This window comes from Pontixanthobacter rizhaonensis (assembly GCF_012972675.1).
Classification (GTDB): Bacteria; Pseudomonadota; Alphaproteobacteria; order Sphingomonadales; family Sphingomonadaceae; genus Pontixanthobacter; species Pontixanthobacter rizhaonensis.
Window position 1 is genome coordinate 805,572 of record NZ_JABCRE010000002.1, and the last position, 24,348, is coordinate 829,919.

The window sequence follows — 24,348 nt, forward strand, 5'->3', positions numbered from 1 at the left end:
TAGAATACAACACAGATTAGGAGATTCCCCATGGCGACAATCAATGTCACCGATGACAGCTTCAAAGCCGACGTACTTGATTCCGATAAACCCGTTCTGGTCGATTTCTGGGCAGAATGGTGCGGGCCGTGCAAAATGATTGGCCCATCACTCGAGGAAATCAGTGATGAATTGTCCGACCAAGTGACCATTGCGAAGATGGACATCATGGAAAACACCGGCATCCCGGGCGAGATCGGAGTGCAATCTATTCCGCTGATGGTGCTGTTCAAGAATGGTGAGGCTGTGGCCAAGAAGTTGGGCGCTGCACCAAAGGGTCAGCTCAAAAGCTGGCTCGAAGGCGAACTCTAAAAACCGTTGTCCATTGCCGCCATTCGGGCGGCCAACTCATCAAAGAGTTCAGGCGTGGCCGCACCGATCAAACCGGTGCGGCCATGTTCGTCTACGCGGTATGCGGTGCCGTCAATACGCGCCGCTTTTCCGCCAGCTTCATTGAGCCACAATACGCCCGCGGCATGGTCCCAAGCCAAGGTCCGTTCAAATATAGAAACATCATTGATGCCAAGCCCTAAGCGCGGATATTGTTCAGCCGCACAGCGAGGAATATCGACCAGCGAATAATGCGGCGCGATATGCTGTTTGGTGGCTTCGCGCTGTGCGTCATCCATAAAGACCAGGGAGATAGCCGCCACAGGTGGTGAGTGCCCGGAACTGCGCGCGGTGACCCGTTCCCCATCGATAAAGGCCCCTTTGCCCTGATGGGCGGTGCATAAGCGGCCGGAAACAGGATCATATATCCAGCCTGTTTGCGTCACACCATTATCGGCCATAGCGATTAGAATGCCGAATGGTTCTTTACCGGATGCGAAATTGTTCGTTCCATCAATCGGGTCGATGATCCAGCAGGATGATGTGAGCCGGTCGAGCACCGCAGGGTCCGCATGAGCGGCTTCCTCGCCCACTATAGGCAGTCCGGGAATGATTTTACCCAACCCTTCCGCCAGCATATCTTCCGCTTCTGTATCCGCGATTGTCACCACATCATCGGCGGCTTTGTTTTCGATCTGGTCAGGCGCCAATGAGCGAAAGCGCGGTAGAACTATCTTTTCGGATACATCGCGGAGCAGTTCAGCCACTGCCGTATCAAGACTGCTAATATCCTGCTCTGTGTCATTCATGAGCGGTAATCGGCATTGATGGCAATGTATCCATTGGTCAGATCGCAGGTCCACACCGTCGCCCGGCCTGTGCTCAGCCCGATATCGACTTCAATGGTGATTTCCTGCCCCTTCAGATGCCGGGCAAGCGGAGCTTCATCAAAATCATCGACGGGTTGGCCATTGCGTGCCGCCCAATGGCCGCCAAAACCGATCGACAGGGTGTCACGGTCAGCCGGCTCTCCTGCTTTGCCAACAGCCATAACGACGCGCCCCCAATTCGCATCCTCGCCAGCGACAGCCGTCTTCACGAGAGGCGAGTTGGCGATGGATAGCCCAATCTTACGGGCGCTTTCATCGCTGTCGGCGCCCGTGACGGTAATGGCGATCAGCTTTTGCGCGCCTTCGCCATCGCGCACGACCAATTGAGCTAGCTGGCGGCACACGTCATGGAAAGCAGCGGCAAAGGCATCCGCCCCCTCGCTGTCAAAAGATACCAGCGGTGCGTTGCCTGCCTTTCCTGTTGCAAAGGCCAACACGGTGTCGCTGGTCGATGTATCGCTATCCACCGTAATGCAGGAAAAAGTCTTGCCATTGCTGTCGTTCAGCAGTTGTTGAAGGAATGCCGGATCGACGGCGGCATCGGTAAATATATACCCCAGCATCGTCGCCATATCGGGTGCGATCATGCCGCTGCCTTTGATAATCGCGCTGATGGATATGGTCTTACCTTGAACAATGGCGGTAGCCGTCGCGCCTTTTGCGAATGTATCTGTGGTTGAGATGGCCTTTGCGGCATCCTCCCATGAACATGGCGGTGCAGTGAGGGCAGCTGTTACTCCGGCCTTTGCGGCATCTTTGGGCAGCGGAACGCCGATCACACCGGTGGATGAAACAAATACGGTCTCCGGTGCACAGCCAATGCCCTCTGCAATTTGGGCCATGATCTGTTCAACCGCCTCGCGGCCGCGATAGCCGGTGAAGGCGTTGGCATTGCCCGCATTCACAACCAACGCACGCGCAGCGCCTTGTTTGATGTGTTGGCGGCCCAGCTCGACTTCGGATGAGGGGCACGCGCTTTGTGTGAATACCCCCGCAGCAGTGGTGCCATCGCACAGCTCCACAAAGGTTAAGTCGGCACGTTCCCAATCTTTATAACCTGCATTCACTGTACGCAAAGTGACACCATCAATGTCGGGCATATCAGGGAAGTGCAGTGCGAGCGGTGATCTCTTTAAGTCCATGTGCGCTCTATTAAGGTTGTATCGGGCAGGGGGCAATCGACAACAGAGTACTTTTATTGATCGGCAAAGCGGCTATGCTGGGCCCATGAAAAACACTTTTTATACGCTCGCCCTACCTTTCGCTGTTTTCGCGGCACCGCTGAATGCACACCCGGTTGAGGAGGCCGCTGAAGTCGCGATTGAGGAGGCCGAAGCCGCGATTGAGGCGGCAGATGCCGCCGCCGAAGGTGTGTCGGATGGAACCAGACCACCCTTTTTGAATAATTCGGAAGGGGCCAGATCACCCTTTTTGAATAATTATGCGTTCATCAAGCAAGCGGATTATCCCGTTGCAGCTTGGCAGGCAGAAGAGACGGGCAGAGTGAGTTATTCGGTTGAGGTGTCCGCCGAAGGAAAGCCGCTGAGTTGCAAAATTACAGACGGGGTAGACTTGACTATTTTGGCGGCTGCAACCTGTCCGCTTGTGATGGAACGCGCGGAATTCCGCCCGGCAACCGACGAGGATGGCGAAAACGTTGCGGCGACTTATGAGGGATCTTATAATTGGCGTAAGCGCGAAGCTGAAATGCCGCAAATGTCGGTGACATTCCAATATCTGCATGATGAACTTGGCGTGTCAAAAGACTGCAAATTTTTGAAAATGGAAAATATTCCAGAAAAAATGCGCAGAGATATTGAACGCGATAAAGCGCGCGGGAAGCTCTGCCCTGGGCCAGCCGGCAAGCAGGGTGTTCCCTATCGCGATGAAAATGGTGTGCCGATTGCAAAATTGGTGACGGTTGATTTCAATGTGACATTGGCGGATCCTGAGGCCGCTTCGCCGGAGTAAATTTAACCACGCTAGACGCCGGGCAGAAGGCTGCCTATATGGCCAATATGCGTCGCTTTTTCGCCCTGCTTGCAATTGTCACCGGCCTAGCCGCTGTGGGTGCGCCTGCGAACGCAGCCGTGGTGAACGATGTTTGCCAGCAAGTGAGCAGCGGTGAGAGCAGTTCAGCTGTCCAAACGGAACGTTGTGCCTGCGAAGCCCAGCGCGCCCGCGATAAGCGGACTACTACCGGGATCAAAGGTTCTAAACGCCCGACATCAGTCGTCGTTTATATTCCAACCGTTCAATTCGCGGCTGACCGCGCTTACGAGTAGCTTCCGCGCTCTCGCCATATTTTTGCTGACACCTCCGCAGCGCAACGCGCCGGAACATAGTCAGTAACTTCCTCTATTTGTCTTTCGAAAGACCATCCATGATCAATGCACTTGTGAAATCCATTTTCGGCTCGTCCAACGACCGTTACGTCAAATCGCTCGGAAAAATCGTAAACCAAATCAATGATTTGGAGCCGCAGATCCAGGCTTTGAGCGATGAGGAATTAAAAGCGCAAACGGATAAATTCCGTAAGCAATTGGAAGACGGCAAGACGCTGGATGATATTCTGCCAGAGGCTTTTGCGACAGTGCGGGAAGCCTCCGTTCGTGTTTTGGGCATGCGGCACTTCGATACCCAGCTGATTGGCGGCATCGTGCTGCATCGCGGCGAGATTTCCGAAATGCGCACGGGTGAAGGTAAGACGCTCGTTGCGACACTTGCGACCTATCTCAACGCGGTTGAGGGTAAGGGCGTTCACGTTGTTACCGTGAACGACTATCTCGCAAGCCGTGACGCGGAATGGATGGGGCAGCTGTATCGTTGGCTTGGCCTGACAGTGGGTGTGATCGTTCCAAATTTGGGCGAATTTGAACGCCGTGAAGCCTATGCGTCTGACATTACATACGGCACGAACAACGAATTCGGCTTTGATTATCTGCGCGACAATATGAAGCATGATCGCGGCGGCATGGTGCAACGGCCATTTAACTTCGCAATTGTTGACGAGGTCGACTCCATTCTGATCGATGAAGCGCGGACGCCGCTGATTATCTCTGGCCCGACGGAAGATAAGACAGATCTGTATGTCTCTATCGATGCAGTCGTTAAAGAGCTGGATGAGAGCTTCTACGATGCAGACGAAAAGACCAAGAATATCACCTGGACGGAAGACGGCACCGAACGTGTGGAGCAACTGCTGATTGAAGCGGGACTGCTTCAAACAGACAATCTCTATGATGTCGAGAATACGCAGGTCGTTCACCACCTCGACCAAGCGCTCAAAGCGAACAAGATGTTCAAGCGTGACACCGACTATATCGTTAAAGACGATAAGGTTGTGATCATCGACGAGTTTACCGGCCGGATGATGGATGGTCGCCGTTGGTCCAACGGATTGCACCAGGCCTGTGAAGCCAAGGAAGGTGTAAAAATCGAGCCGGAAAACCAGACAATGGCCTCGATTACATTCCAAAACTACTTCCGGATGTACCCCAAATTGTCCGGCATGACCGGAACCGCCGCGACCGAGGCAAGCGAGTTTTGGGATATTTACAAGATGAGCGTGGTCGAGATTCCGACCAACAAGCCGGTCCAGCGGATCGACGAAGATGACGAGTTCTACAAGAACACAGTCGATAAATTTAAGGCCATCGCCAAAGCCATAGCGGAAAAGTCCGAAATCGGTCAGCCAACCTTGGTTGGTACGGTATCGATCGAAAAGTCGGAAATGCTATCGAAATTCCTCGATGAGGAAGGTGTGAAGCACGAAGTTTTGAACGCACGCCAACATGAACGTGAGGCGCTGATTGTTGCGCAGGCGGGCCGTTTGGGTGCCGTCACCATCGCCACCAATATGGCAGGCCGCGGTACGGATATTCAGCTTGGTGGTAACATCGAATTCCGCATCGAAACAGAACTTGCCGACATGGAGGAGGGCGCCGAACGTGAAGCCGCCATCGCCAAAATCACCGAAGAAGTGTTGGCAGAACGCGAAAAAGTGAAAGAAGCGGGCGGATTGTTCGTTCTGGGTACAGAGCGCCATGAAAGCCGCCGGATCGATAATCAGCTTCGCGGCCGTTCGGGCCGTCAAGGCGATCCGGGTCTCAGCCGTTTCTATCTCTGTCTCGAAGATGATCTGCTGCGTATTTTCGGGCCCGACACGCTGTTCAGCCGGATGATGAATTCCAACCTCGAAGATGGCGAGGCGATCGGTTCCAAATGGTTGTCTAAAGCGATTGAGACAGCACAGAAGAAGGTTGAAGCCCGCAATTACGATGTGCGGAAACAAGTCGTCGAATATGATGATGTGATGAATGACCAGCGTAAGGTCATTTACGAACAGCGTTCTGAAATCATGGACAGCGAAGCAGTTGGCGATGTGGTGATTGATATGCGCCACGACACCGTCAACGCTATGGTTGGTGAGGCTTGCCCACCCGGATCATATCCAGAGCAATGGGATATTGAAGGCCTGAAAGAGCGTCTGTCCGATGGTTTCGGGATTGAGCCGCCGCTTGATGAATGGCTGAAAGAGGACAGTGTCGAACCGGAATTGATCGAAGATCGTATTCGGGCTCAAGTCGACGAGATTATGGAGGCAAAGATTGCCAATGCTGACCCGGCGATTTGGACCCGGGTCGAGAAAAGCATCCTGCTCGAACGCCTTGACCACCACTGGAAAGAACATTTGGCCACGCTCGATGCGCTGCGCCAGGTCGTTTTCCTTCGGGCTTATGCGCAGAAGCAGCCGATCAACGAATATAAGCAAGAGGCATTCGGGCTGTTTGAAAAGATGCTCGATACCTTGCGTGAAGACATAAGTGGTATTCTGATAAAGAGCGAGTTGCGGATGCAGCCTCCGGTTCAAGAATCGCTGCCAGATTTGCCTGATTTCCTGACTGGACACATTGATCCGCTGACAGGTTTGGATAATTCCAACGATGGCGACGGCTCATCGGAACGCCCGGCAATGTTTGGTTCCCTTGCCGGCAGTCCGCGTGCTGCGTCGGGACCGGGCGGATCTAACAAAGACAATCCATACGCAGAAATGGACATTAGCCGAAACGCACCATGTCCTTGCGGTTCGGGTAACAAGTACAAGCATTGCCACGGAGCGGCTGCATAAAGACAAAATAAACCAGGGTTTGTCTCTAAACATTTACGCCGGTTTACTATAGGCTTTCACCATGGTGAGCGATAGACAAGCAGAACGGTTTGATATTAGCGTTCAGGGCCGGTACCGGACCGGCTCTGGGCTGCCGCGTGATGTTCCGATTCTCGAAATATCTGAAACGGGTTGCCGCTTCTTCGATAAGTTTGGCCGGCTGAAAGCCGGTGACGAGCTGACCTTGCGGATCGGTACGATCGGTCCTGTGGTGGCAACAGTCCGGTGGAGCCGCGACCAAATCACCGGCGTTGAGTTTGCCAAGCCGCTTTACGGACCGATATTCGAACATATCCGGGACAAGCTCGACTGCACATAAGGGGCTCTTCGCGCCTCAGGTGTAAGCTCACAGATTTCTGAAAGTTTGAGTGGCTCCCCGAGTTGGATTCGAACCAACGACCAAGTGATTAACAGTCACCTACTCTACCGCTGAGCTATCGGGGAACAGCTCTCAAACACAGCGACTGATCGCCGTAGGAGTGCGCCTATATGGGTGCTTGAAATGTTTGGCAACCCTCTGCGCGCACTCAAACCATGAATTGTTCTGCAACAATGCGTTCGTCCAGCGAATGTCCGGGGTCAAATAGCAGTGTTAGCTCAAGATCGCGGGCTATTTCCAAACGAACATCTGCGATGTCACGGACCTCTTTCTGATCCGCCACGGCAGCAACTGGCCGTTTGTCGGGTTCATTCACCCGGAAACGGATAGTTGACCGGTCAGGCAGAATCGCACCGCGCCAGCGGCGAGGGCGAAACGGGCTGATCGGGGTCAAAGCGAGTAGCTCGGAATCGAGCGGCAAGATCGGGCCGTTGGCTGAAAGGTTATAGGCGGTCGATCCGGCGGGTGTCGCAACCAACACACCGTCACCCACCAATTCCTTGATTCTCACGCGCTCATCAACGGAAACTTCCATTTTGGCCGTCTGGCGTGTTTCCCGCAGGAGCGACACTTCGTTGATGGCATATTCAACTTGGCATTGCCCATCCTGAGTGGTGGCTTCCATGCGCAAGGGCGATATTCCGATAGATCGTGACCGGTTCACTTTTTCCAGCAGTTTTACGCCTTGACGGTAGCGGTTCATAAGAAACCCGACAGTACCGCGATTGATGCCGTAGGTGGGCAGATTTTGCCCTGTATCAAGCATAGTATGCAGGGTTTGGAGCATAAATCCATCGCCGCCCAAAACCACCAGAGCGTCCGCCTCTTCCAGTGCCACCCAGTCATGGCTGTCCTGCAGTTCCTGCGCTGTCTCGGCAGCGCGCGAAGTCGGGGAAATGGCCAAAGCCAGCTTCTTAAAGCCGTGATTACTGCTCACCGAAATCTCCCCAACGCAGCACCGCGTCTAGCGCCATCTCTATGGCCGGTTGTCCCATTTGGCAACGCATTGAAAACTCCAACGGAAAGCGGCACGAATTCGCCTATGTTGGCTGCATGGCAATAACCGCACTTCCAACCAGGTCTGACGCCGCCGCCAGTGGTGATGTCAGAGACAATCTGACCGGCCTGGCAACGGCTGAAACCGCGCAGAGTGTGCTGGCATTATGGCAGATGCGCGCAGGGGCAGAAGGGCGCACGGCACCGGTTCATGCAATGCTGATTGCGCTCGGCCGCTTTGACACGGTCAATCTTGCTTACGGAGCAGCAGCAGGAGACGGCGCACTGGTTGCGGTGGCACAGCGCATTGCCCATTTCGCAGATGATGAATTTGATGATGGCGATTGGCTCGTGGCGCGCCTTGGCGGTGGCAAGTTCTTGCTGGCTGCGCATGAGGCGTGCAGCCGTGAGCGTTGGCAGTGGCTGGCGGAGGCCTTGGCAGATAGCATTTCGCATCCGATTGCCGACTTGGACTGTGTTGGCTCTTTGCGCCTGTGGCCGCGGCTTGCCTTGATGCGCCCAGCGCCGGGTGAGGGACCTAATCTGATTTTTGATCGGTTGGCGCAGACTTTGGAAGAAGCGCGCACCAGAAAAGGGCAGCGAATCTGTTGGGCCGATCGCGGTATTACTTTGCCGGGCCGGAGCAGTGCAGATGTCGAGGCGGACCTACTTTCCGCAATTGATCGAGACGAAATAGAGGTGGTCTATCAGCCGCAATTTTCGCTCGAGACCGGGGAAGTTATCGGTGCAGAGGCACTGGCGCGGTGGCAGCATCCGAAATTGGGAAAAATCGGCGCGGCGCAGCTATTCGCCATTGCTGAACGTATTGACCATGTCGCACATTTGTCTCGCCATGTGGCCAAGCGTGCTTTCTGCGATGCGGCGAAATGGCCAGCGAAGCAAAGCCTGTCGATCAACATCACTCCTGCGGATTTGGCCTCTCAGAACTTCGTGCCGGGTTTGATCGCTTTGATTGATGAATGCCAGTTTGATCCAGCACGGGTAACGGTTGAGATAACCGAACACGTGCTGATCGGAAATCTGGAGCAATGCGCGGCTAATCTCGCTGGTCTGCGCAAGGTCGGTATTCAGGTTGCTCTGGATGATTTTGGCTCAGGCTTTTGTAATTTCCGCTACCTGAAGATCCTTCCGATTGATTCGATCAAACTGGACCGGACCATGATTGAAGGAATAGCAACTGACGAGCGGGACTTGGCTGTGCTGCGCGGGATCGTGGCGATGGCTGGGGCCCTGGCGATTGATGTTATCGCTGAAGGGGTGGAAACCGAACAGCAACGGCAGATTGTCCAGTCAGAAGGCTGCAAAATCTATCAAGGGTTCTTAGGCTGTAAGCCGCTTCCAAATTCCGCGTTCATAACACTGGCGTCAGGCTGAAGCTTTCGCTGCTTTCCGAGCAATATTGCTGAGCCCCTTGGTAAGCTGGAACAAGCCGTTCAAACGCGACTTTGGATCACCCCAAGCGCGGTTGATCACCAGCTTCATATCGGGCCGCAATTTGGCAGTGTCTTTCAAGCGATCAACATAGGCGATCAAGCCTGGGCCATCCGGGAAATCGTCATTGTGGAACGTCACCAGCGTACCGCGTGCGCCGACATCAATCTTGGCGATATTGGCAGTGATCGCCTGATGCTTAATCTCGATCAATCTAATCAGATTGGCCGTCGCATCAGGTAACGCGCCGAACCGATCGATCATTTCAGCTGCCATTGCTTCAATCTCGGCAGAATCTTTCGCGTCATTCAAGCGGCGATAGAGCGCCATCCGAACCGCGAGGTCGGGAACGTAGTCCTCCGGGATCATGATAGGTGCATCAACGGTAATCTGGGGGCTGATGGTTTCACGTTCGGGCGCAAGGCCCATTTGCCCGGCTTTCGCCGCCAGAATCGCATCTTCCAACATGGATTGATACAGTTCAAATCCAACTTCACGAATGTGGCCGGATTGCTCGTCACCCAAAAGGTTGCCGGCGCCGCGAATGTCGAGATCATGGCTGGCGAGCTGGAACCCTGCGCCGAGGCTATCAAGATCACCCAGAACTTTCAGGCGCTTCTCAGCGATTTCCGACAGCTGCTGGTCCTTGGGATGGGTCAGGTAGGCATATGCCCGCAATTTGGACCGGCCAACGCGTCCGCGCAATTGATAGAGCTGGGCTAAGCCGAAGCGATCGGCCCGATGAATGATAATCGTATTGGCGCTCGGAATATCGAGGCCGCTTTCAACGATGGTTGTGGAAAGCAGCACTTCATACTTCCCTTCGTAGAAAGCGCTCATCCGTTCTTCGACTTCTGTCGGGGACATCTGGCCGTGTGCAGTGATCACTTTCACTTCTGGCACGGCGTCTTTCAGCCATTCCTCAATCCCGGCCATATCCGCGATTCGCGGCACCACGATAAAGCTCTGCCCGCCGCGATGATGTTCGCGTAGCAGCGCCTCTCGCATAACCATTTCGTCCCACTCCATCACATAGGTGCGGACGGCCAAACGGTCGACTGGCGGTGTTTGAATGGTGGACAGTTCGCGCAAGCCCGACATCGCCATTTGTAATGTGCGCGGGATTGGCGTGGCGGTCAGCGTGAGCATATGCACATTGGCGCGCAGTTGCTTGAGCTTTTCCTTATGGGTCACGCCAAAGCGTTGCTCTTCGTCAACAATCACCAATCCAAGATTGTCGAACTCGGTCGATTTTGACAGCAGCGCGTGGGTGCCGATAACGATATCCATCGTTCCATCGGTGAGGCCGTCGCGCGTTTCCTTGGCCTCTTTAGCAGGAACCAGTCGCGAAAGCCGCCCGATTTTGAGCGGGAAGCCTGCAAAACGTTCCGAGAAGTTGGAAAAGTGCTGCCTAGCGAGCAGGGTGGTCGGCGCGACAACGGCAACTTGCTGGCCATTCATCGCCGCAACAAAGGCGGCGCGCAAGGCAACTTCTGTTTTGCCAAAACCGACATCACCGCACACCAGGCGGTCCATCGGTTTGCCGCTTTCAAGATCGCGCAGCACGTCAGCGATGGCGCGGTCTTGGTCGTCGGTTTCCTCCCACGGAAAACGGTCCACAAACTGGTTATAGGTCGCTTCTTCAGCCGCAAACACAGGGGCTTTTTTTAGTGCCCGCTCGGCAGCAACTTTCATCAGCTCGCCTGCTATGGCCTGAATGCGTTCTTTGAGGCGAGAGCGGCGCTTTTGCCATGCTTCACCGCCCAAACGATCAAGCGGAACGCTTTCTTCGGAAGAGCCATAGCGGGTGAGAACATCGATATTCTCGACCGGGATGTAGAGCTTATCACCGCCGTGATATTCCAGCATGACGCAATCGTGCTGACTTTTGCCGACGCTGATCGGTTCTAGGCCCAGATACTTGCCGATGCCGTGTTCGGTATGAACGACCAGATCACCGCGGGCGAGAGCGGAGAGTTCAGCAAGAAATGCGTCAGCATCCTTCTTGCGTTTTTTGCGCCTGACCAAGCGATCACCGAGCACATCCTGTTCGGTAATCAGCTCCAGCTCTTCATTGGCAAAGCCGCTGTCGAGCGGCAGCACCATAGCGACAGGTTTGCCCTTGGCGGCCAATCCCAATGCTTCTTGCCAGCTATCCGCCAGCGCCGTTTCTGCCCCGGCTTCGCTTAGGATCGAGGCGATGCGTGACCGGCTACCTTCCGAATAGGCAGCCAGCAGTGGTTTCTTACCGTTCTTGCCCACGGTGAGCAGGTGGTTGGCAGCCGCTTCATACACATTATCGCCGCGGGCCCTTTCCGGAGAAAAATCACGGGCCGAGCTAAATCCGAAATCAACCGATTTGCTGCTTTCCGGTTCTGCAAAAATGACAGAGCGGTGCATCGGCCATCCCGCAAGCTGGGCTTCAAACTCAGCCTGGCTTACATAGAGATCATCCTTGGCGAGCGGGCGGTAGCTACCCGCAGCTTGCCCAGCGGCCTTGGTTCTGGATTGATGATAGTCGGCAATATCGCCGAGCCGTTCGTCAGCTGCTTGCACAGCACCGCTATCAATCACGATGTGATCATCGGATGACAGGTGATCAAACACAGTGGTCAACTTCTCTTCAAACAGAGGAAGCCAATGTTCCATCCCGGCAAGGCGGCGGCCTTCGCTAACCGCTTGATATAACGGATCACCGGTGGCAGTTGCGCCGAATTGTTCGCGGTACCGGCCGCGGAAACGCTTAATGCTGGCTTCGTCTAACAAAGCCTCGCTCGCGGGCAGCAGCAGGTGAGACTTGAGAATACCGGTGCTGGTCTGGGTTGATGGATCGAATAGGCGCAAGCTTTCCAGCTCATCTCCAAAAAAGTCGAGCCGCAAACCGCCCTCTAGGCCAGACGGGTAAATATCCACAATTGAGCCGCGCACGGCATATTCGCCTGCATCCACTACTGTATCCGCGCGCGAATACCCCTGGCGTTGGAGCAGCGCGCTGAGGCTTTCACGGCCGATTTCAGTACCGGCTTTGAATTCTCGTACTGATTCCCGGATGCGGAATGGTGACAGAACGCGCTGCAATGCGGCGTTGACTGTGGTGACCAGCAATTGCGACCCGCTTTTCCCAGCCTGCAGCCGGTGCAAAGCGGCAAGTCTTTTCGCACTGACTGACAAAGCAGGGCTGGCCCGGTCATAGGGCAGGCAATCCCAAGCGGGGAACTCGATAACTTCCAATTCCGGCGCGAAGAACTGGGCTGCATCTACCAAAGCGCGCATCGCGGCATCATCCGCCGCGATAAATACTGCCCGGCCTTTTGATGCTCTCGCCAGATCAGCCAGCACCAATGGCTGCGCGCCGCGCGCGACGGAAGAGAGTGTGAGCGGCGCGTTGGCCGTGAGAATACGGGTCAGGTCAGGCATCGGTGCAGTACGTTTTAAGGGGAACGATTGTTCCGTAACAAATCGGGATCAACGCGGAATATCGACATAGTCGAGCCTTTGCATCAGCTCCATATGAGGGCCGTCATGGTGCGGCGGGGTTTCCTGCGTCTTGAGCGCCCATGCCATCACATCGACATCATCTTCGTCCAGCAGAGTCTCGAACCAGACCAAGTCTGCTTCTGACCAGCCAGCGGAATAGCGATCAAAGAAGCCGCCAATCATATAATCAGCTTCCCTGGTGCCGCGGTGCCAGGAACGGAATTTGGCGCGGGCGAAACGGGCGGAAAGATCGGTGGGCTGTGACATAATGGCGCGGGTAGGGCACTCGCCATTCGTGTGCAAGAAGCTATATAAGGGCAGCGATGCGACCCGACATTCTCAATCCTCTGTTTATTGAAGCGGCCACCCTGGATGGTGTCGGCCCAAAAATGCAGAAGCCGCTTGATAAACTCGGCCTGAGCCGGGTGCGCGACATCGCCTATCATTTGCCCGAAAGGTTCGTGACCCGCAGGGCGGTGCATAATCTTGATGAGGCAAGTGTTGGGGAACAGGTTGTCGTCGCACTGACGCCGACCCAGCATAAAGCGTCGAGCGGGCGCGGCCCGTACCGGGTGTTGGCGCAGGATGAGATCGGGAATATTTGTTCGATCACCTATTTCGGCCGTGCATCCTACACCGCCAAAAAACTGCTGCCAGTGGGAGAGAAACGCTGGATTGCCGGCCGGATCGACCAATATGGCCAGATGCTCCAGATTACCCATCCTGATCACGTGGTGGCAGACAGCGCAGATACGCTAACACGGCTGTGTGAGCCGGTTTATGCATTGTCGGAAGGGCTAACTCAGCCGCGCATATCCGGACTGGTGGCTCAGGCGCTCGAACGATTGCCAGAATTGCCTGAGTGGATTGAAAAGGGGCAGTTCAACGCCGAGCAATGGCCCGATTGGCGCGATGCCCTCAAGCTCGCCCATCTCGGTGAACATGAAAGTGCCCGCGAACGCCTGGCCTATGATGAGCTTCTGGCCAACAGCTTAGCTTTGTTGCTGGTTCGCGCAGATAACCGTCAGCGCAAGGGGCAACCTTTGATCGGTGACGGGCATCTCCGCGCGAAGCTGGAATTGCCTTACACACTCACAGGCGCTCAATCGCGATCAGTGGACGAGATTGAAGGCGATTTGGCGCAAGATACGCCAATGCTGCGCTTGCTACAGGGAGATGTCGGCGCCGGTAAAACGGTGGTCGCTTTGAAAGCGATGCTGATTGCGGCGGAGGCTGGCAAGCAGGCTGCACTCCTCGCGCCTACCGAGATTTTGGCGCGGCAACATTTTGAAACTCTGAGAGCAATGGCGCGGCCCACTGGTGTAGAAGTCGCTTTGTTAACCGGACGGGATAAGGGCAAAGCGCGCGAGTCTATCCTGATGGGATTGCTGGACGGCAGTATTGATATTGTCGTGGGAACCCACGCGATTTTCCAAGACAGCGTGGCCTATCGTGATCTGGGTTTAGTGGTAATTGACGAGCAGCACCGGTTTGGCGTGGCGCAGCGGATTATGCTCACCAATAAAGGCAAAAGTACTCCGCATACTCTGGCGATGACAGCGACCCCGATCCCGCGCACATTAACATTGGCGCAATATGGTGAAATGGATGTTTCCCGCCTTGATGAAATGCCGCCGGGTCGCCAGCCAATCGATACCCGGGTCGTCGCCCAAGAGCGGTTGGATGACGTGGTATCTGCGGTCGAGCGGCATATTGCCAGCGGGCAACAAGCCTATTGGGTTTGCCCGATGGTGCGGGAGAACGAAACCGAAGATATCGCGGCGGCAGAGGCGCGCTATGCCGGGCTGAAAGAGCGTTTCGGCGATGACGTGGTTTTGGTTCACGGACAATTGAAACCGGAATTGAAAGATGCGGCGATGGAACGGTTCGCCGGTGGGTACGCCAAAGTCTTGGTCGCGACCACAGTGATCGAGGTGGGCGTGGATGTTCCATCTGCCACACTGATGATTATCGAACAGGCCGAACGGTTTGGGCTTGCACAGCTGCATCAATTGCGAGGCAGGGTAGGGCGCGGATCAGAAAAATCGGTCTGTCTGCTTGTACGCGGCGGGGCTCTTTCCGAAACGGGCCGTGAGCGTTTGGCATTGATGCGCGAAACGCAAGATGGGTTCCGTTTGGCGGAGGAAGATCTGCGTCTGCGCGGGGGCGGTGAATTGCTGGGGACACGGCAATCTGGCGACGCCCCTTTTCGGATCGCGACGCTGGAACAGATAACACGGCTTCTTCCCAAAGCGCATGATGACGCCAAAATTTTGCTGGAACGCGATGGCGGATTGGCGGGCAGCCGCGGGGAAGCGGCCCGAATACTCCTATATCTGTTTGAACGCGACTGGGGCGTCCAAATGCTTCGTGGCGGTTGATACCCATCAGCCATGTAGACCTAGCCCGACAAGTTTCATAAGGTCGATGCGAAAGCGAGGTTTGTGATGAAATCTGTTTTGGCTGCTTTGGGACTGGCGCTTGCTGCGCCGATATGTGTGGCTTCGCCGGCGATGGCGAACCCGACCGAAGAATACACGCAGCTTCGCGAAGATGTCTGGCAATGGACGCTGGATTACAGCCCCGGTCTGGCAACAAGCATCGGTGATCGCCGCGGTGATGGGCAATTGGGCGATCTTTCGATCGAAGCGTATGACCGGCAAATTGCAGAGACCAAAGCGTATTTGGCGCAGTTGAATGCAATTGACGAAGCCGCACTATCAGCGGATTTGCAGGTTGATTATGCGATTATAAAAAGCAGCTTGGAAGACAGCATCGCCGCGTCCAAGTTTGATCATACGCGCTACATTCTTTTCACCAACCGAGGTGGGTGGTTCTCCGGTTTCGCCTCGACACCCTATCGCTCGCCGTTTTTTAACAAAGCCGACTATTCGTCATATTTGTCGCGCCTTGCAGGCTTTGCGGCCCTTAATGATCAAGGCATCGCCCGTTCACGTCAGGCTGTATCGCTTGGTTTGACGCAGGCGTGTGAGCCGATGGAAGGGCTTGCCGGCCGGATAGAGCAACAGATTTATGAAACAGCAGAAGAATCACCCTTCTGGCAGCCATTTCTGGAACGGCCAGCAGCCATTTCGGAATCCGATTGGGCAGCCATTATTGCACAGGCTAAGTCGACAATAGAGGGGTCAGTTTTTCCCGCATATCAGGATTTTCTGACCTTCTATCAGTCGGAATATGAACCCGAATGTCGAACGGGCACACCGGGGGTCATGGCGACCCCTAATGGTGAGGCATATTACGCTTACCGTGTGAAGAGTTTTACGACGACTGACATGACCCCTGACGAGGTCCATAATCTGGGGCTATCGGAGGTTGCACGCATTCGGTCGGAAATGGTCGAAGTGGCAAAGGAAGCCGGTTTTGAAACGCGCGAAGCGTTTATCGAACATCTCCGCACAGACCCGCGATATTATGCAAAAACACCAGAGGAATTGGTCGCTGCTGCCAGTGCCTTAGCCAAGCATATTGACGGAATGATGCCGCAATTGTTCGGTAACCTGCCGCGTCAGCCATATACCGTATCGCCCATTCCTGCAGCGCAAGCGCCGGGCAACACAACCGCCTATTACGAGCCAGGCTCGCTGGAAACGGGGCAGGCCGGGATTTACCGGGTCAATACCACTGAGTTAGATCAACGTCCGTTGTGGGAATTGCCGGCATTGGGTGTTCATGAAGCGGTGCCAGGGCATCATCACCAGATCGCGTTGCAGCAAGAGCTGGATCTTCATCCGCTGCGCAGGAACGGGACATTCTTCACCGCTTTCGTAGAGGGCTGGGGTTTGTATTCAGAGCGTTTGGGGATTGAAATGGGGCTCTATGATACGCCAGCCAAACAGATGGGCCGGCTGAGCTATGAAATGTGGCGGGCAACCCGGTTGGTCGTCGATACCGGGCTTCATTCCAAAGGGTGGTCAAAACAGCGTGCGGTCGACTTTATGCTCGACAATACCGCGCTGACAGAGGGTAATATCGATGCCGAGGTGAACCGCTACATCACTTGGCCGGGACAGGCGCTGGCGTATAAAGTGGGTGAATTGAAGATCCGCGAATTGCGCCAGCGAGCGAACGACGCGTTGGGTACAGATTTTGATCTACGCGCGTTTCATGATGCAGTTCTGGAGAATGGCGCGGTGCCGCTCAGCGTGTTGGAAGCCCATATTGATCGCTGGATCGAAAAGCAGAAAGCGAGTTAGGGAAAGGGGCTCAGCTTTTTAGAGCTTGTTCCAATATCCCGCGAACCGGAACCTTGGCTTTAAGCCGGGCGCTGAGCATTGCGGTGCCGCTGACTTTTCTCTGAACGAATAGTGTTTCGGCGGGCGGGACATGCCACGCCTCCCGGTCGGCTGCGATCCGCATGCCTTCATCCCGAAGTACAGAAACGAAGGCACGATCGCCAAAATCAAACGGCCCGTCATTATCGAACTCATTGAGGATGATGTCGGTCATATGCTCCATCACATCACGGTGTCGTTCCAGAGCCGCAGGATTGACGAAACCCGCCTCAACCGACGCTGCCATGACCCCGTCCCGGTCGTCGTTAAGTGCTGCAATCAGCAGCGTTCGATAGGAATTTTGGATGGCATCAGACACGTCCCGCGTTGCCCCGAAATCCAGCAACACAATGCTGTCCGTCTCAGGCTGATAGCGGAAGTTAGCAAAATTCGGATCGGTTTGCATAACGCCGAATTCAAACAGCTCACGCATGACCAAGCGAATGACGCGCTCGGCAACATCATTGCGCTTATCCTGATCTGCGGTTTCCAAACTCTCAATTGGCACACCGGGCTCGAAACTCATCGCGATGACCCGGTCGCCTGTGAACTCTATATCCAGAGTAGGCACAATGAAGCCTTTTTCGTCTTCTAACAGCTGTGCGTAACGCTGCATTTGGGCACCTTCGCGCTGATAGTCCGCTTCTTCATGCAATTGGGCTTTTGCGGCTTCCAACAAAGGAAACAAATCGAGTTGGTCCGGGATCATGTTCGACATGCGCAGCAGCGTGGCAACGTTGTCTACATCAGCGTCAATACTCTCGCGTATTCCAGGATACTGCACTTTAATCGCCAGCGTACGGCCATCGTGAGTAACCGCTTTGTGGACTTGACCGATGGAGGCTGCTGCAATCGGGCGGGCTTGAAATTCTGCAAACTTCTTGCGCCAATCATTACCCCATTCGGCTTTCAACATTTGTTGCAATTGGCGAGGGGGCATAAAATTGGCTTTGTCTCGCAAACTTGCCAGAATATTCGCGAGTTCCGGCGGCAGCAGATCGCCTGCATCCATAGAGATCATCTGCCCCAGCTTCATCGCTGCCCCGCGCAAATGAGATAGCCTGTCAGCCAGCCGCATGGCATTGCCAGGGGTGAGGATCATATCCTCCAGCTTCGGTAACTCGCCGCTGGCCAAACGCCGCGCCCCTTCCGCCATCATTCCCCCCGCAAGACCAGTGGCTAACCGGCCAAAGCCAGTAAGCCGTGAAACGCGCGAGCTGGGAACCGCGCGGTGCCGACCGGGTTTTGAAGTATCTGACATAAGACGTTTAGCAGCCTGTATTGTGCGGGCATGAAAGCAGTGCCTAGGATGAATAACACCAATAGACCAGCAGCGTTCCGGCGGGCCCAACTTCTTGGTTATGCAGGATTGCTGCCGCAGGCTATCGCCTTGGCTTTAGTACTGAGCGGCGGGGAGTGGAGCTGGATCGCTCTGGCCAGCAGTTTCGCCTATGCAGCTTTGATATTCAGCTTTCTTGGCGGAGTGTGGTGGGGCCAAGCATTGACAGCTACCAATCCGCCTGTTTGGAGCTTCGCTGTCGCGGTTCTACCCAGTCTCATCGGACTTGCGCTGTTTTTGCCGTGGACATTGGGCTGGCCTTGGCCGGGGCCATCATTGTTCTGGCTGGGGCTGCTAATTTGCGCGTCGCCGCTGGTGGACCGGTCATTAGCCTTAGGAGACGCACTTTGGATGCGCCTCCGTTGGCATCTGTCGCTCGGTCTTGGCGGCTTAACCTTAGCCATCGCCTTAGCTGAATTTGCCCGGCGTGCCTGACATCACCGCCTTACTAGGCAGTGATCAGCCAAGCATGGTGTAATCAATAATCGTAACCGGGGTTTGCCCGCTGGAGCTTGCGCATCAATCCGGGCCAGACCAAATTGTCCCCCAGTCCTTTGGCAAAAGCAGGGGCTGTTTGCTGGAATACGCGGGCACCCATTTCAGGGGGCTCTTCGTTCAAATGTTCTGCGCCGCCGACGGCTTGCGCAAGAATTTGTGTTTTGCAGGCGTTTTCTAGGAAATACATCCTGAGGAATGCGATTGCGCAGTTTTCGCCCATGGTCAGGGTGCCGTGATTGCGCAGGATCAGCAGGTTCTTTTCGCCAATATCAGCAACGAGCCGTTCGCGCTCGTCCAAATCCAACGCGATGCCTTCGTAACCGTGATACGCAATGTCATCATACACTTGCATGGAGAATTGCGAGTACCGGCGAAGTCCTTCCTTCTGGATCGACACCGCGATGCCATAGGGGGTGTGAACGTGGATCACGCATCCCGCGTCATGCCGTGCAGAGTGGACTGCGCTGTGAATGGTGAAACCCGCTGGATTGATGAAATACGGTGTGTCTTGTTTGATATTACCGTCAAGGTCGATCTTCACCAATGACGACGCGGTCATTTCATCAAACATGACGCCGTAAGGATTGATCAGGAACCGTTCTTCGCCGTCTTCATCGGGAAGGCGTGCGGAAATATGCGTGAAGACCAGATCGGTCCAAGCGTGCAGCGCGCAAAGGCGGTACGTTGCCGCTAGCTCTTTTCGAACTGCCCATTCCGCGTCAGAGACTTTACCTTCCAAGCGCTCAATCGAAGATGGATCCGGGATGTCAAAACCAGGTGTCATGTTCACGGCGGCATTATCGGTTGGGGTGACGGCGTCCATTGTCTCTCTCCTGCGGGAAACCAATTTTTATCACTGATAGCTCATGGCGTATCGGTCCGCAATTGAAACCAAGTTGGCAACTTGCTGGAAATGTAACACCGATCTATGTCCGCACCCGTCTGCAAGCTGTGCAGGATGTAGTGATGTGGGGGTGTCATGAAGCGTTTCGGGTTGTTGTTGGCTGTTCTCGGCGTGGGTGCCGGATTGTATTTTGGGCTTTTCCACTATGCCCCTGACACCGATCAATCGGGCGGTTCTGGTATAGTAATCAGCCACAAAACGGCAGGTTTGGAACATCCTGAAAACAGCGAAGCTGGCTTGCGGGCATCATTGGAGATGAACGTGGAAGCAATCGAGCTGGACGTGCACGTCATCCGTGATGGTGAGGTTGTATTGCATCACGATCCTGTGCTCTCTGACTATAATTGCTTCGCAGAAAACGACCCAACGAGGCTGATTGTTGCCCAACAGACGGTCGGAGATTTGAAGGGGCTGAACTGCCATAATCATAAAGTCGACAAACCTTATAAGATTTTGACCTTGGCTGATTTCCTGCAAATCTACAGTGAAAGCGACAAGACCAAAAAATTGCTGCTCGAAATTAAGGTGTGGGACGAGCTGATTAAGCACAATCCCTTGCATGTTGGTCTGGACAGTTCCGCAATGCATTATCCCGACAAAGACGTGGCTGCGGCCGTATATGATGTGCTGCGGCAGTTCCCTGCGGTTACGAATATCCAGTTCAATACATTCAGCCGATCCTTGTTGCTTGAACTAAGACAACAGAAACAGGCGGAGGAGGGGTTCGAGTTCGGATTGCTTTATAAAGGATATTACAATCCGATAGCGATGGCCGGACCGGCACTCATCAAACGCAAGAAGTGTTATGATTTCTGTTGGACGCCAGATTACGCTGAAGTCCGTCAGTGGCTTGATGATAATGATATTCGGACATTCATCCCAAATTATGATCAAGCCAGCAGCCTACCTTTTCGTAGGAGTTTTGCTGAACATATCATGGAAGATAAAGGGAATTTGGCGGTTATTCCGTGGACTCTCAACACGGAAGAACAATGGGCGACGCACGAAAAAGAAGGCTTTGATGGGATCCTTACTGACAAGCCAGCGGCCTACTTGGCATGGCGGGCTGGGCGGTAGTCTTAATGGTGTTGGTGAAGGTCACGGCGGGGTGGCAACGGCATAGGCACTTCGCTAATGTTGACTGATGGTAGCTAAGGCAACTTCCCTCGATTCTCACGGCGAACGCCATTCAGAATGGCAATATCTCGATCTGATGCGTGAGATTTGGGAAACCGGCAGCGAGCGGGTTGATCGCACCGGGGTAGGCACCCGTTCCGTTTTTGGGACCATGCTGCGGTTTGATCTGGCTGATGGGCGGATGCCATTGCTTACAACCAAAAGGGTGTATTGGAAGACAGCCACGCGAGAGATGCTGTGGTTTCTGACGGGCGATACCAATATTCGCGAACTGTGCCGTCAGAACGTTCAAATCTGGACGGATTGGCCGCTCGACACGTATCGGCGCGAAACCGGCGAGGATATCAGCCGAGAGGATTTTGCAGCCCGTATCGTCGAAGATAGCGCCTTTGCTGCACGTTGGGGGGAACTTGGCCCGGTCTACGGCAAGCAATGGGTAGATTGGCCCACATATGAAGCCGACGGCAATGGCGGGTTTCGCAAGGGCGAGGGGATCAACCAAGTGGCTGAGGTGATTGAGTCCTTGCGCCATAATCCGGGCAGTAGGCGCCACATTATCGAGGGCTGGAATGTTGCGGAGCTCAATCAGATGGCGCTGCCGCCGTGCCACAAAACATATCAGTTCCATGTTGCTGACGGACGCTTGAATTGCGCGTTGTATCAGCGCAGCTGTGACGTCGCACTCGGCCTGCCATTCAACTTGTGGTCGGGCGCATTGTTGCAGCGGATGATTGCACAGCAGACCGATCTGGAGCCGGGTGAATTTGTCTGGATGGGCGGCGACACACATCTCTACCTCAACCATGACGAGCTGATTTCCGAGCAATTGCAGCGTCAGCCGGAGGGGAGCCCCAGGCTTGAAATTACGCGCAGGCCAGAATCGATATTTGATTATCGGATAGAGGATTTCGTGGTGACGGATTACACCCCGCAAGGCGCGTTAAAGGCCCCGATTGCAGTTTAGACCACACCGCTTGACCCGAAAGCCGTTGTGAAATAAAATAACCCAATTGAGAAAGATTGCGTCGCGCAATTGTGGTGACTACGCCACCCTTTGGGAGAGCATGATTATGGCCAAACGGCCCATCGAAGCTGGCGATCAAGCTGCGGATAATCGCGCCAACCAGCCGTCTTTGACGCTTCACGTGCCCGAGCCGACATACCGGCCGGGTGATCCTGTTGATTTTGCCCATTTAGAAATTCCGGATGCTGGCAACCAGGCGCGGCCTGATGAGCAATGCGAAGCAAAAGAGACGCTGCCGCTTTGCTATGATTTGGTTCGGGTACTTGGTGATGACAACAAAGCCTACGGCCCATGGGATCCGAAGCTGGACCCGGAAATCCTGCGCACAATGCTTGGTCATTTTGCAATGGTCCGTGCATTCGATGAACGGATGTTCCGCGGCCAGCGGCAGGGCAAAACCAGCTTCTACATGAAATGTACCGGGGAAGAGGCAACTTCGATTTCGGCGGCAATGGCACTCGCCAGCGATGACATGATTTTCCCTTCCTATAGGCAACAAGGGATATTGATCCAGCGCGGCTATCCGCTCGTCGATATGATCAACCAGATATATTCCAACAAAGGCGACAAGCTCAAAGGCCGTCAGCTGCCAATCATGTATTCGAGCCGCAAGCATTCCTTCTTCTCGATCAGCGGGAATCTCGCGACGCAAACTCCGCAAGCGGTGGGCTGGGCGATGGCGAGTGCAATCAAAGGAGACACTCGGATCGCGGCCACTTGGGTGGGTGAGGGGTCAACTGCCGAAGGCGACTTCCACTCGGCTTGCACTTTTGCTGCCGTTTACAATGCGCCGGTTATTCTCAATGTGGTCAACAATCAGTGGGCCATCTCAAGCTTCTCAGGCTTTGCGGGTGCAGAGCGCACCACTTTCGCTGCGCGCGCGTTGGGTTATGGCATCGCTGGTATCAGAGTGGACGGGAATGATCCGCTGGCGGTTTATGCAGCGGAACAATGGGCTGCTAATCGGGCGCGGGCCAATGGCGGGCCAACGCTTATCGAACACTTTACCTATCGCGCAGAAGGCCATTCCACATCTGATGATCCCAGTGGTTACCGTTCTGCGCAGGAGCGGGACGAATGGCCATTGGGTGATCCTGTAACCCGGCTGAAAAACCACCTGATCGCGCTGGGCGAGTGGGATGAAGACCGTCAGGCAGCAATGGATTTGGCCTGCGCAGAGGAAGTCAAAGTGGCGACCAAGCAAGCCGAACAGAACGGCATTCTCGGGCACGGTTTGCACCATCCATTCCGCACGATGTTTGAAGACGTCTTTGAAGAGCTACCTTGGCATCTGAAAGAGCAGAGCGAACAAGCGATCCGTGAACGAGAGACCAAGTTTCCCGAAGGGAGGCCCGGCACATGACCGCTGATGTAGAAAACAAGCCAAGTGTCCCGGCAGAGGGCGGCGAGCGCCGGCTCAATATGATTGAGGCCATTAACGAAGCGCTTGATATCAAGATGACCGAGGATCCGGACATCGTCGTGATGGGCGAAGATGTCGGATATTTCGGCGGCGTTTTTCGCGCGACAGCCGGCCTGCAAGAAAAGCACGGCAAAAACCGCGTGTTTGATACGCCAATCTCTGAATGCGGGATTATTGGTGCCGCAGTGGGGATGGGGGCGTATGGCCTGCGTCCTGTTCCGGAAATTCAGTTCGCGGACTATATCTATCCCGGTCTTGACCAACTTATTTCAGAGGCGGCCCGGCTGCGGTATCGGTCCGCTGCGGACTATATTGCTCCCCTGACTGTTCGCTCTCCATTCGGCGGCGGTATTTTTGGCGGCCAAACCCATAGTCAAAGTCCGGAAGCTCTATTTGCCCACGTTGCCGGGTTGAAAACAGTCATTCCCGCCACGCCGTATGACGCGAAGGGACTGTTGATTTCTGCCATTGAAGACAATGACCCCGTCATCTTTTTTGAACCCAAACGGATCTATAACGCGCCGTTTACCGGCTATTATGACAAACCTGTCGAACCGTGGAAGACACACCGCGATAGCGTTGTTCCAGAAGGGCGCTACACCGTACCTCTGGGCAAAGCGCGGACTGTTCAAGAAGGCGAGGCTTTGACCGTATTGGCATATGGAACAATGGTTCATGTGGCGGAGGCCGTTTGCCGCGAAAAGGGCATTGATGCCGAGATACTGGACCTCAGAACGATTGTTCCGCTTGATATCGAAGCGATTGAAAAGTCGGTCGAGAAGACTGGCAAATGTCTGATAGTTCACGAGGCAACGCGGACTTCCGGTTTCGGTGCTGAATTGTCTGCTTTGGTGACAGAACGATGTTTCTACCACCTCGAAGCGCCGGTTGAGCGAGTGACCGGTTTCGATACACCCTATCCGCACAGCCTTGAGTGGGCATATTTCCCGGGCCCCGTCCGTATTGGCGAAGCCCTCGACAAATTGATGAGCGAGTAA

At 54.8% G+C, this 24,348-nt stretch carries 20 protein-coding genes and 1 tRNA gene; 13 read left to right on the forward strand and 8 right to left on the reverse strand.

Features of this window, described 5'->3' with window-relative positions; translation table 11 throughout:
* Positions 1-30: 30 nt before the first annotated feature.
* Positions 31-351 carry a thioredoxin gene (gene trxA, locus HKD42_RS03775; protein ID WP_170010434.1) on the forward strand — a complete coding sequence of 107 codons (321 nt, stop codon included), beginning with the start codon at positions 31-33 and terminating at the stop codon, positions 349-351.
* Here trxA and HKD42_RS03780 read toward each other — a convergent pair.
* Both HKD42_RS03780 and argJ read right to left on the reverse strand, forming a co-directional pair.
* Complete coding sequence (locus HKD42_RS03780) at positions 348-1,178, reverse strand: inositol monophosphatase family protein (RefSeq protein WP_170010436.1); 831 nt, start codon at positions 1,176-1,178, stop codon at positions 348-350. The genes trxA and HKD42_RS03780 overlap by 4 nt on opposite strands.
* Positions 1,175-2,401, reverse strand: a complete 1,227-nt coding sequence (gene argJ, locus HKD42_RS03785; RefSeq protein WP_170010438.1) for a bifunctional glutamate N-acetyltransferase/amino-acid acetyltransferase ArgJ — start codon at positions 2,399-2,401, stop codon at positions 1,175-1,177. The genes HKD42_RS03780 and argJ overlap by 4 nt, the downstream gene beginning before the upstream one ends.
* 85 nt (positions 2,402-2,486) lie before the next feature.
* Between argJ and HKD42_RS03790 the strand changes: the two genes are divergently transcribed.
* The 4 genes from HKD42_RS03790 to HKD42_RS03805 all read left to right on the forward strand — a co-directional run bounded on the left by HKD42_RS03790 (position 2,487) and on the right by HKD42_RS03805 (position 6,748).
* Complete coding sequence (locus HKD42_RS03790; RefSeq protein ID WP_170010440.1) at positions 2,487-3,230, forward strand: energy transducer TonB; 744 nt, start codon at positions 2,487-2,489, stop codon at positions 3,228-3,230.
* Between the two features lie 38 nt (positions 3,231-3,268).
* Positions 3,269-3,544, forward strand: a complete 276-nt coding sequence (locus HKD42_RS03795) for a hypothetical protein (protein WP_170010442.1) — start codon at positions 3,269-3,271, stop codon at positions 3,542-3,544.
* Positions 3,545-3,642: 98 nt separating this feature from the next.
* Positions 3,643-6,390: a preprotein translocase subunit SecA gene (gene secA, locus HKD42_RS03800; RefSeq protein ID WP_170010444.1), complete on the forward strand. Its 2,748-nt coding sequence runs from the start codon at positions 3,643-3,645 to the stop codon at positions 6,388-6,390.
* 61 nt (positions 6,391-6,451) lie between these two features.
* Complete coding sequence (locus tag HKD42_RS03805) at positions 6,452-6,748, forward strand: PilZ domain-containing protein (RefSeq protein ID WP_170010446.1); 297 nt, start codon at positions 6,452-6,454, stop codon at positions 6,746-6,748.
* A 50-nt stretch (positions 6,749-6,798) separates the two neighbouring features.
* Here the strand turns inward: HKD42_RS03805 and HKD42_RS03810 are convergent.
* Together HKD42_RS03810 and HKD42_RS03815 are read right to left on the reverse strand one after the other, a co-directional pair.
* Positions 6,799-6,873 (reverse strand) — tRNA-Asn (locus HKD42_RS03810).
* Between the two features lie 83 nt (positions 6,874-6,956).
* Positions 6,957-7,745 (reverse strand): NAD kinase, encoded by a 789-nt coding sequence (locus tag HKD42_RS03815; protein WP_170010448.1) that lies wholly within the window; start codon positions 7,743-7,745, stop codon positions 6,957-6,959.
* A 41-nt stretch (positions 7,746-7,786) separates the two neighbouring features.
* On the opposite strand from HKD42_RS03815, the gene HKD42_RS03820 reads away from it, so the two are divergent.
* Positions 7,787-9,199, forward strand: a complete 1,413-nt coding sequence (locus tag HKD42_RS03820) for an EAL domain-containing protein (RefSeq protein ID WP_246236707.1) — start codon at positions 7,787-7,789, stop codon at positions 9,197-9,199.
* On the opposite strand, the gene mfd is transcribed toward HKD42_RS03820, so the two are convergent.
* Positions 9,191-12,673 carry a transcription-repair coupling factor gene (gene mfd, locus HKD42_RS03825; protein ID WP_170010450.1) on the reverse strand — a complete coding sequence of 1,161 codons (3,483 nt, stop codon included), beginning with the start codon at positions 12,671-12,673 and terminating at the stop codon, positions 9,191-9,193. The two genes, HKD42_RS03820 and mfd, sit on opposite strands and share 9 nt — an antisense overlap.
* 48 nt (positions 12,674-12,721) lie before the next feature.
* Positions 12,722-13,000, reverse strand: coding sequence for a succinate dehydrogenase assembly factor 2 (locus tag HKD42_RS03830; RefSeq protein WP_170010452.1), 279 nt, complete (start codon positions 12,998-13,000; stop codon positions 12,722-12,724).
* A gap of 56 nt (positions 13,001-13,056) precedes the next feature.
* On the opposite strand from HKD42_RS03830, the gene recG reads away from it, so the two are divergent.
* Positions 13,057-15,114, forward strand: a complete 2,058-nt coding sequence (recG, locus tag HKD42_RS03835; RefSeq protein ID WP_170010454.1) for an ATP-dependent DNA helicase RecG — start codon at positions 13,057-13,059, stop codon at positions 15,112-15,114.
* A 66-nt stretch (positions 15,115-15,180) separates the two neighbouring features.
* Positions 15,181-16,947, forward strand: a complete 1,767-nt coding sequence (locus tag HKD42_RS03840; RefSeq protein ID WP_170012087.1) for a DUF885 domain-containing protein — start codon at positions 15,181-15,183, stop codon at positions 16,945-16,947.
* Positions 16,948-16,957: 10 nt separating this feature from the next.
* Here HKD42_RS03840 and HKD42_RS03845 read toward each other — a convergent pair whose 3' ends face one another.
* Entirely contained in the window at positions 16,958-18,286 is a 1,329-nt protein-coding gene (locus HKD42_RS03845) for an ABC1 kinase family protein (RefSeq protein WP_170010456.1), read from the reverse strand.
* 48 nt (positions 18,287-18,334) lie between these two features.
* On the opposite strand from HKD42_RS03845, the gene HKD42_RS03850 reads away from it, so the two are divergent.
* Positions 18,335-18,799, forward strand: a complete 465-nt coding sequence (locus HKD42_RS03850; protein ID WP_170010458.1) for a DUF3429 domain-containing protein — start codon at positions 18,335-18,337, stop codon at positions 18,797-18,799.
* A gap of 43 nt (positions 18,800-18,842) precedes the next feature.
* Here the strand turns inward: HKD42_RS03850 and HKD42_RS03855 are convergent, their stop codons facing one another.
* Positions 18,843-19,685: a class II aldolase/adducin family protein gene (locus HKD42_RS03855; protein ID WP_170010460.1), complete on the reverse strand. Its 843-nt coding sequence runs from the start codon at positions 19,683-19,685 to the stop codon at positions 18,843-18,845.
* Between the two features lie 156 nt (positions 19,686-19,841).
* Between HKD42_RS03855 and HKD42_RS03860 the strand changes: the two genes are divergently transcribed.
* The 4 genes from HKD42_RS03860 to HKD42_RS03875 all read left to right on the forward strand — a co-directional run bounded on the left by HKD42_RS03860 (position 19,842) and on the right by HKD42_RS03875 (position 24,348).
* Positions 19,842-20,843 carry a glycerophosphodiester phosphodiesterase gene (locus HKD42_RS03860; RefSeq protein WP_170010461.1) on the forward strand — a complete coding sequence of 334 codons (1,002 nt, stop codon included), beginning with the start codon at positions 19,842-19,844 and terminating at the stop codon, positions 20,841-20,843.
* A gap of 67 nt (positions 20,844-20,910) precedes the next feature.
* Complete coding sequence (gene thyA, locus HKD42_RS03865; RefSeq protein WP_170010463.1) at positions 20,911-21,867, forward strand: thymidylate synthase; 957 nt, start codon at positions 20,911-20,913, stop codon at positions 21,865-21,867.
* Between the two features lie 106 nt (positions 21,868-21,973).
* A complete protein-coding gene (locus HKD42_RS03870) occupies positions 21,974-23,290 on the forward strand; it encodes a 3-methyl-2-oxobutanoate dehydrogenase (2-methylpropanoyl-transferring) subunit alpha (protein ID WP_170010465.1) in 1,317 nt (438 codons plus the stop codon).
* A complete protein-coding gene (locus HKD42_RS03875; protein ID WP_170010467.1) occupies positions 23,287-24,348 on the forward strand; it encodes an alpha-ketoacid dehydrogenase subunit beta in 1,062 nt (353 codons plus the stop codon). The genes HKD42_RS03870 and HKD42_RS03875 overlap by 4 nt, the downstream gene beginning before the upstream one ends.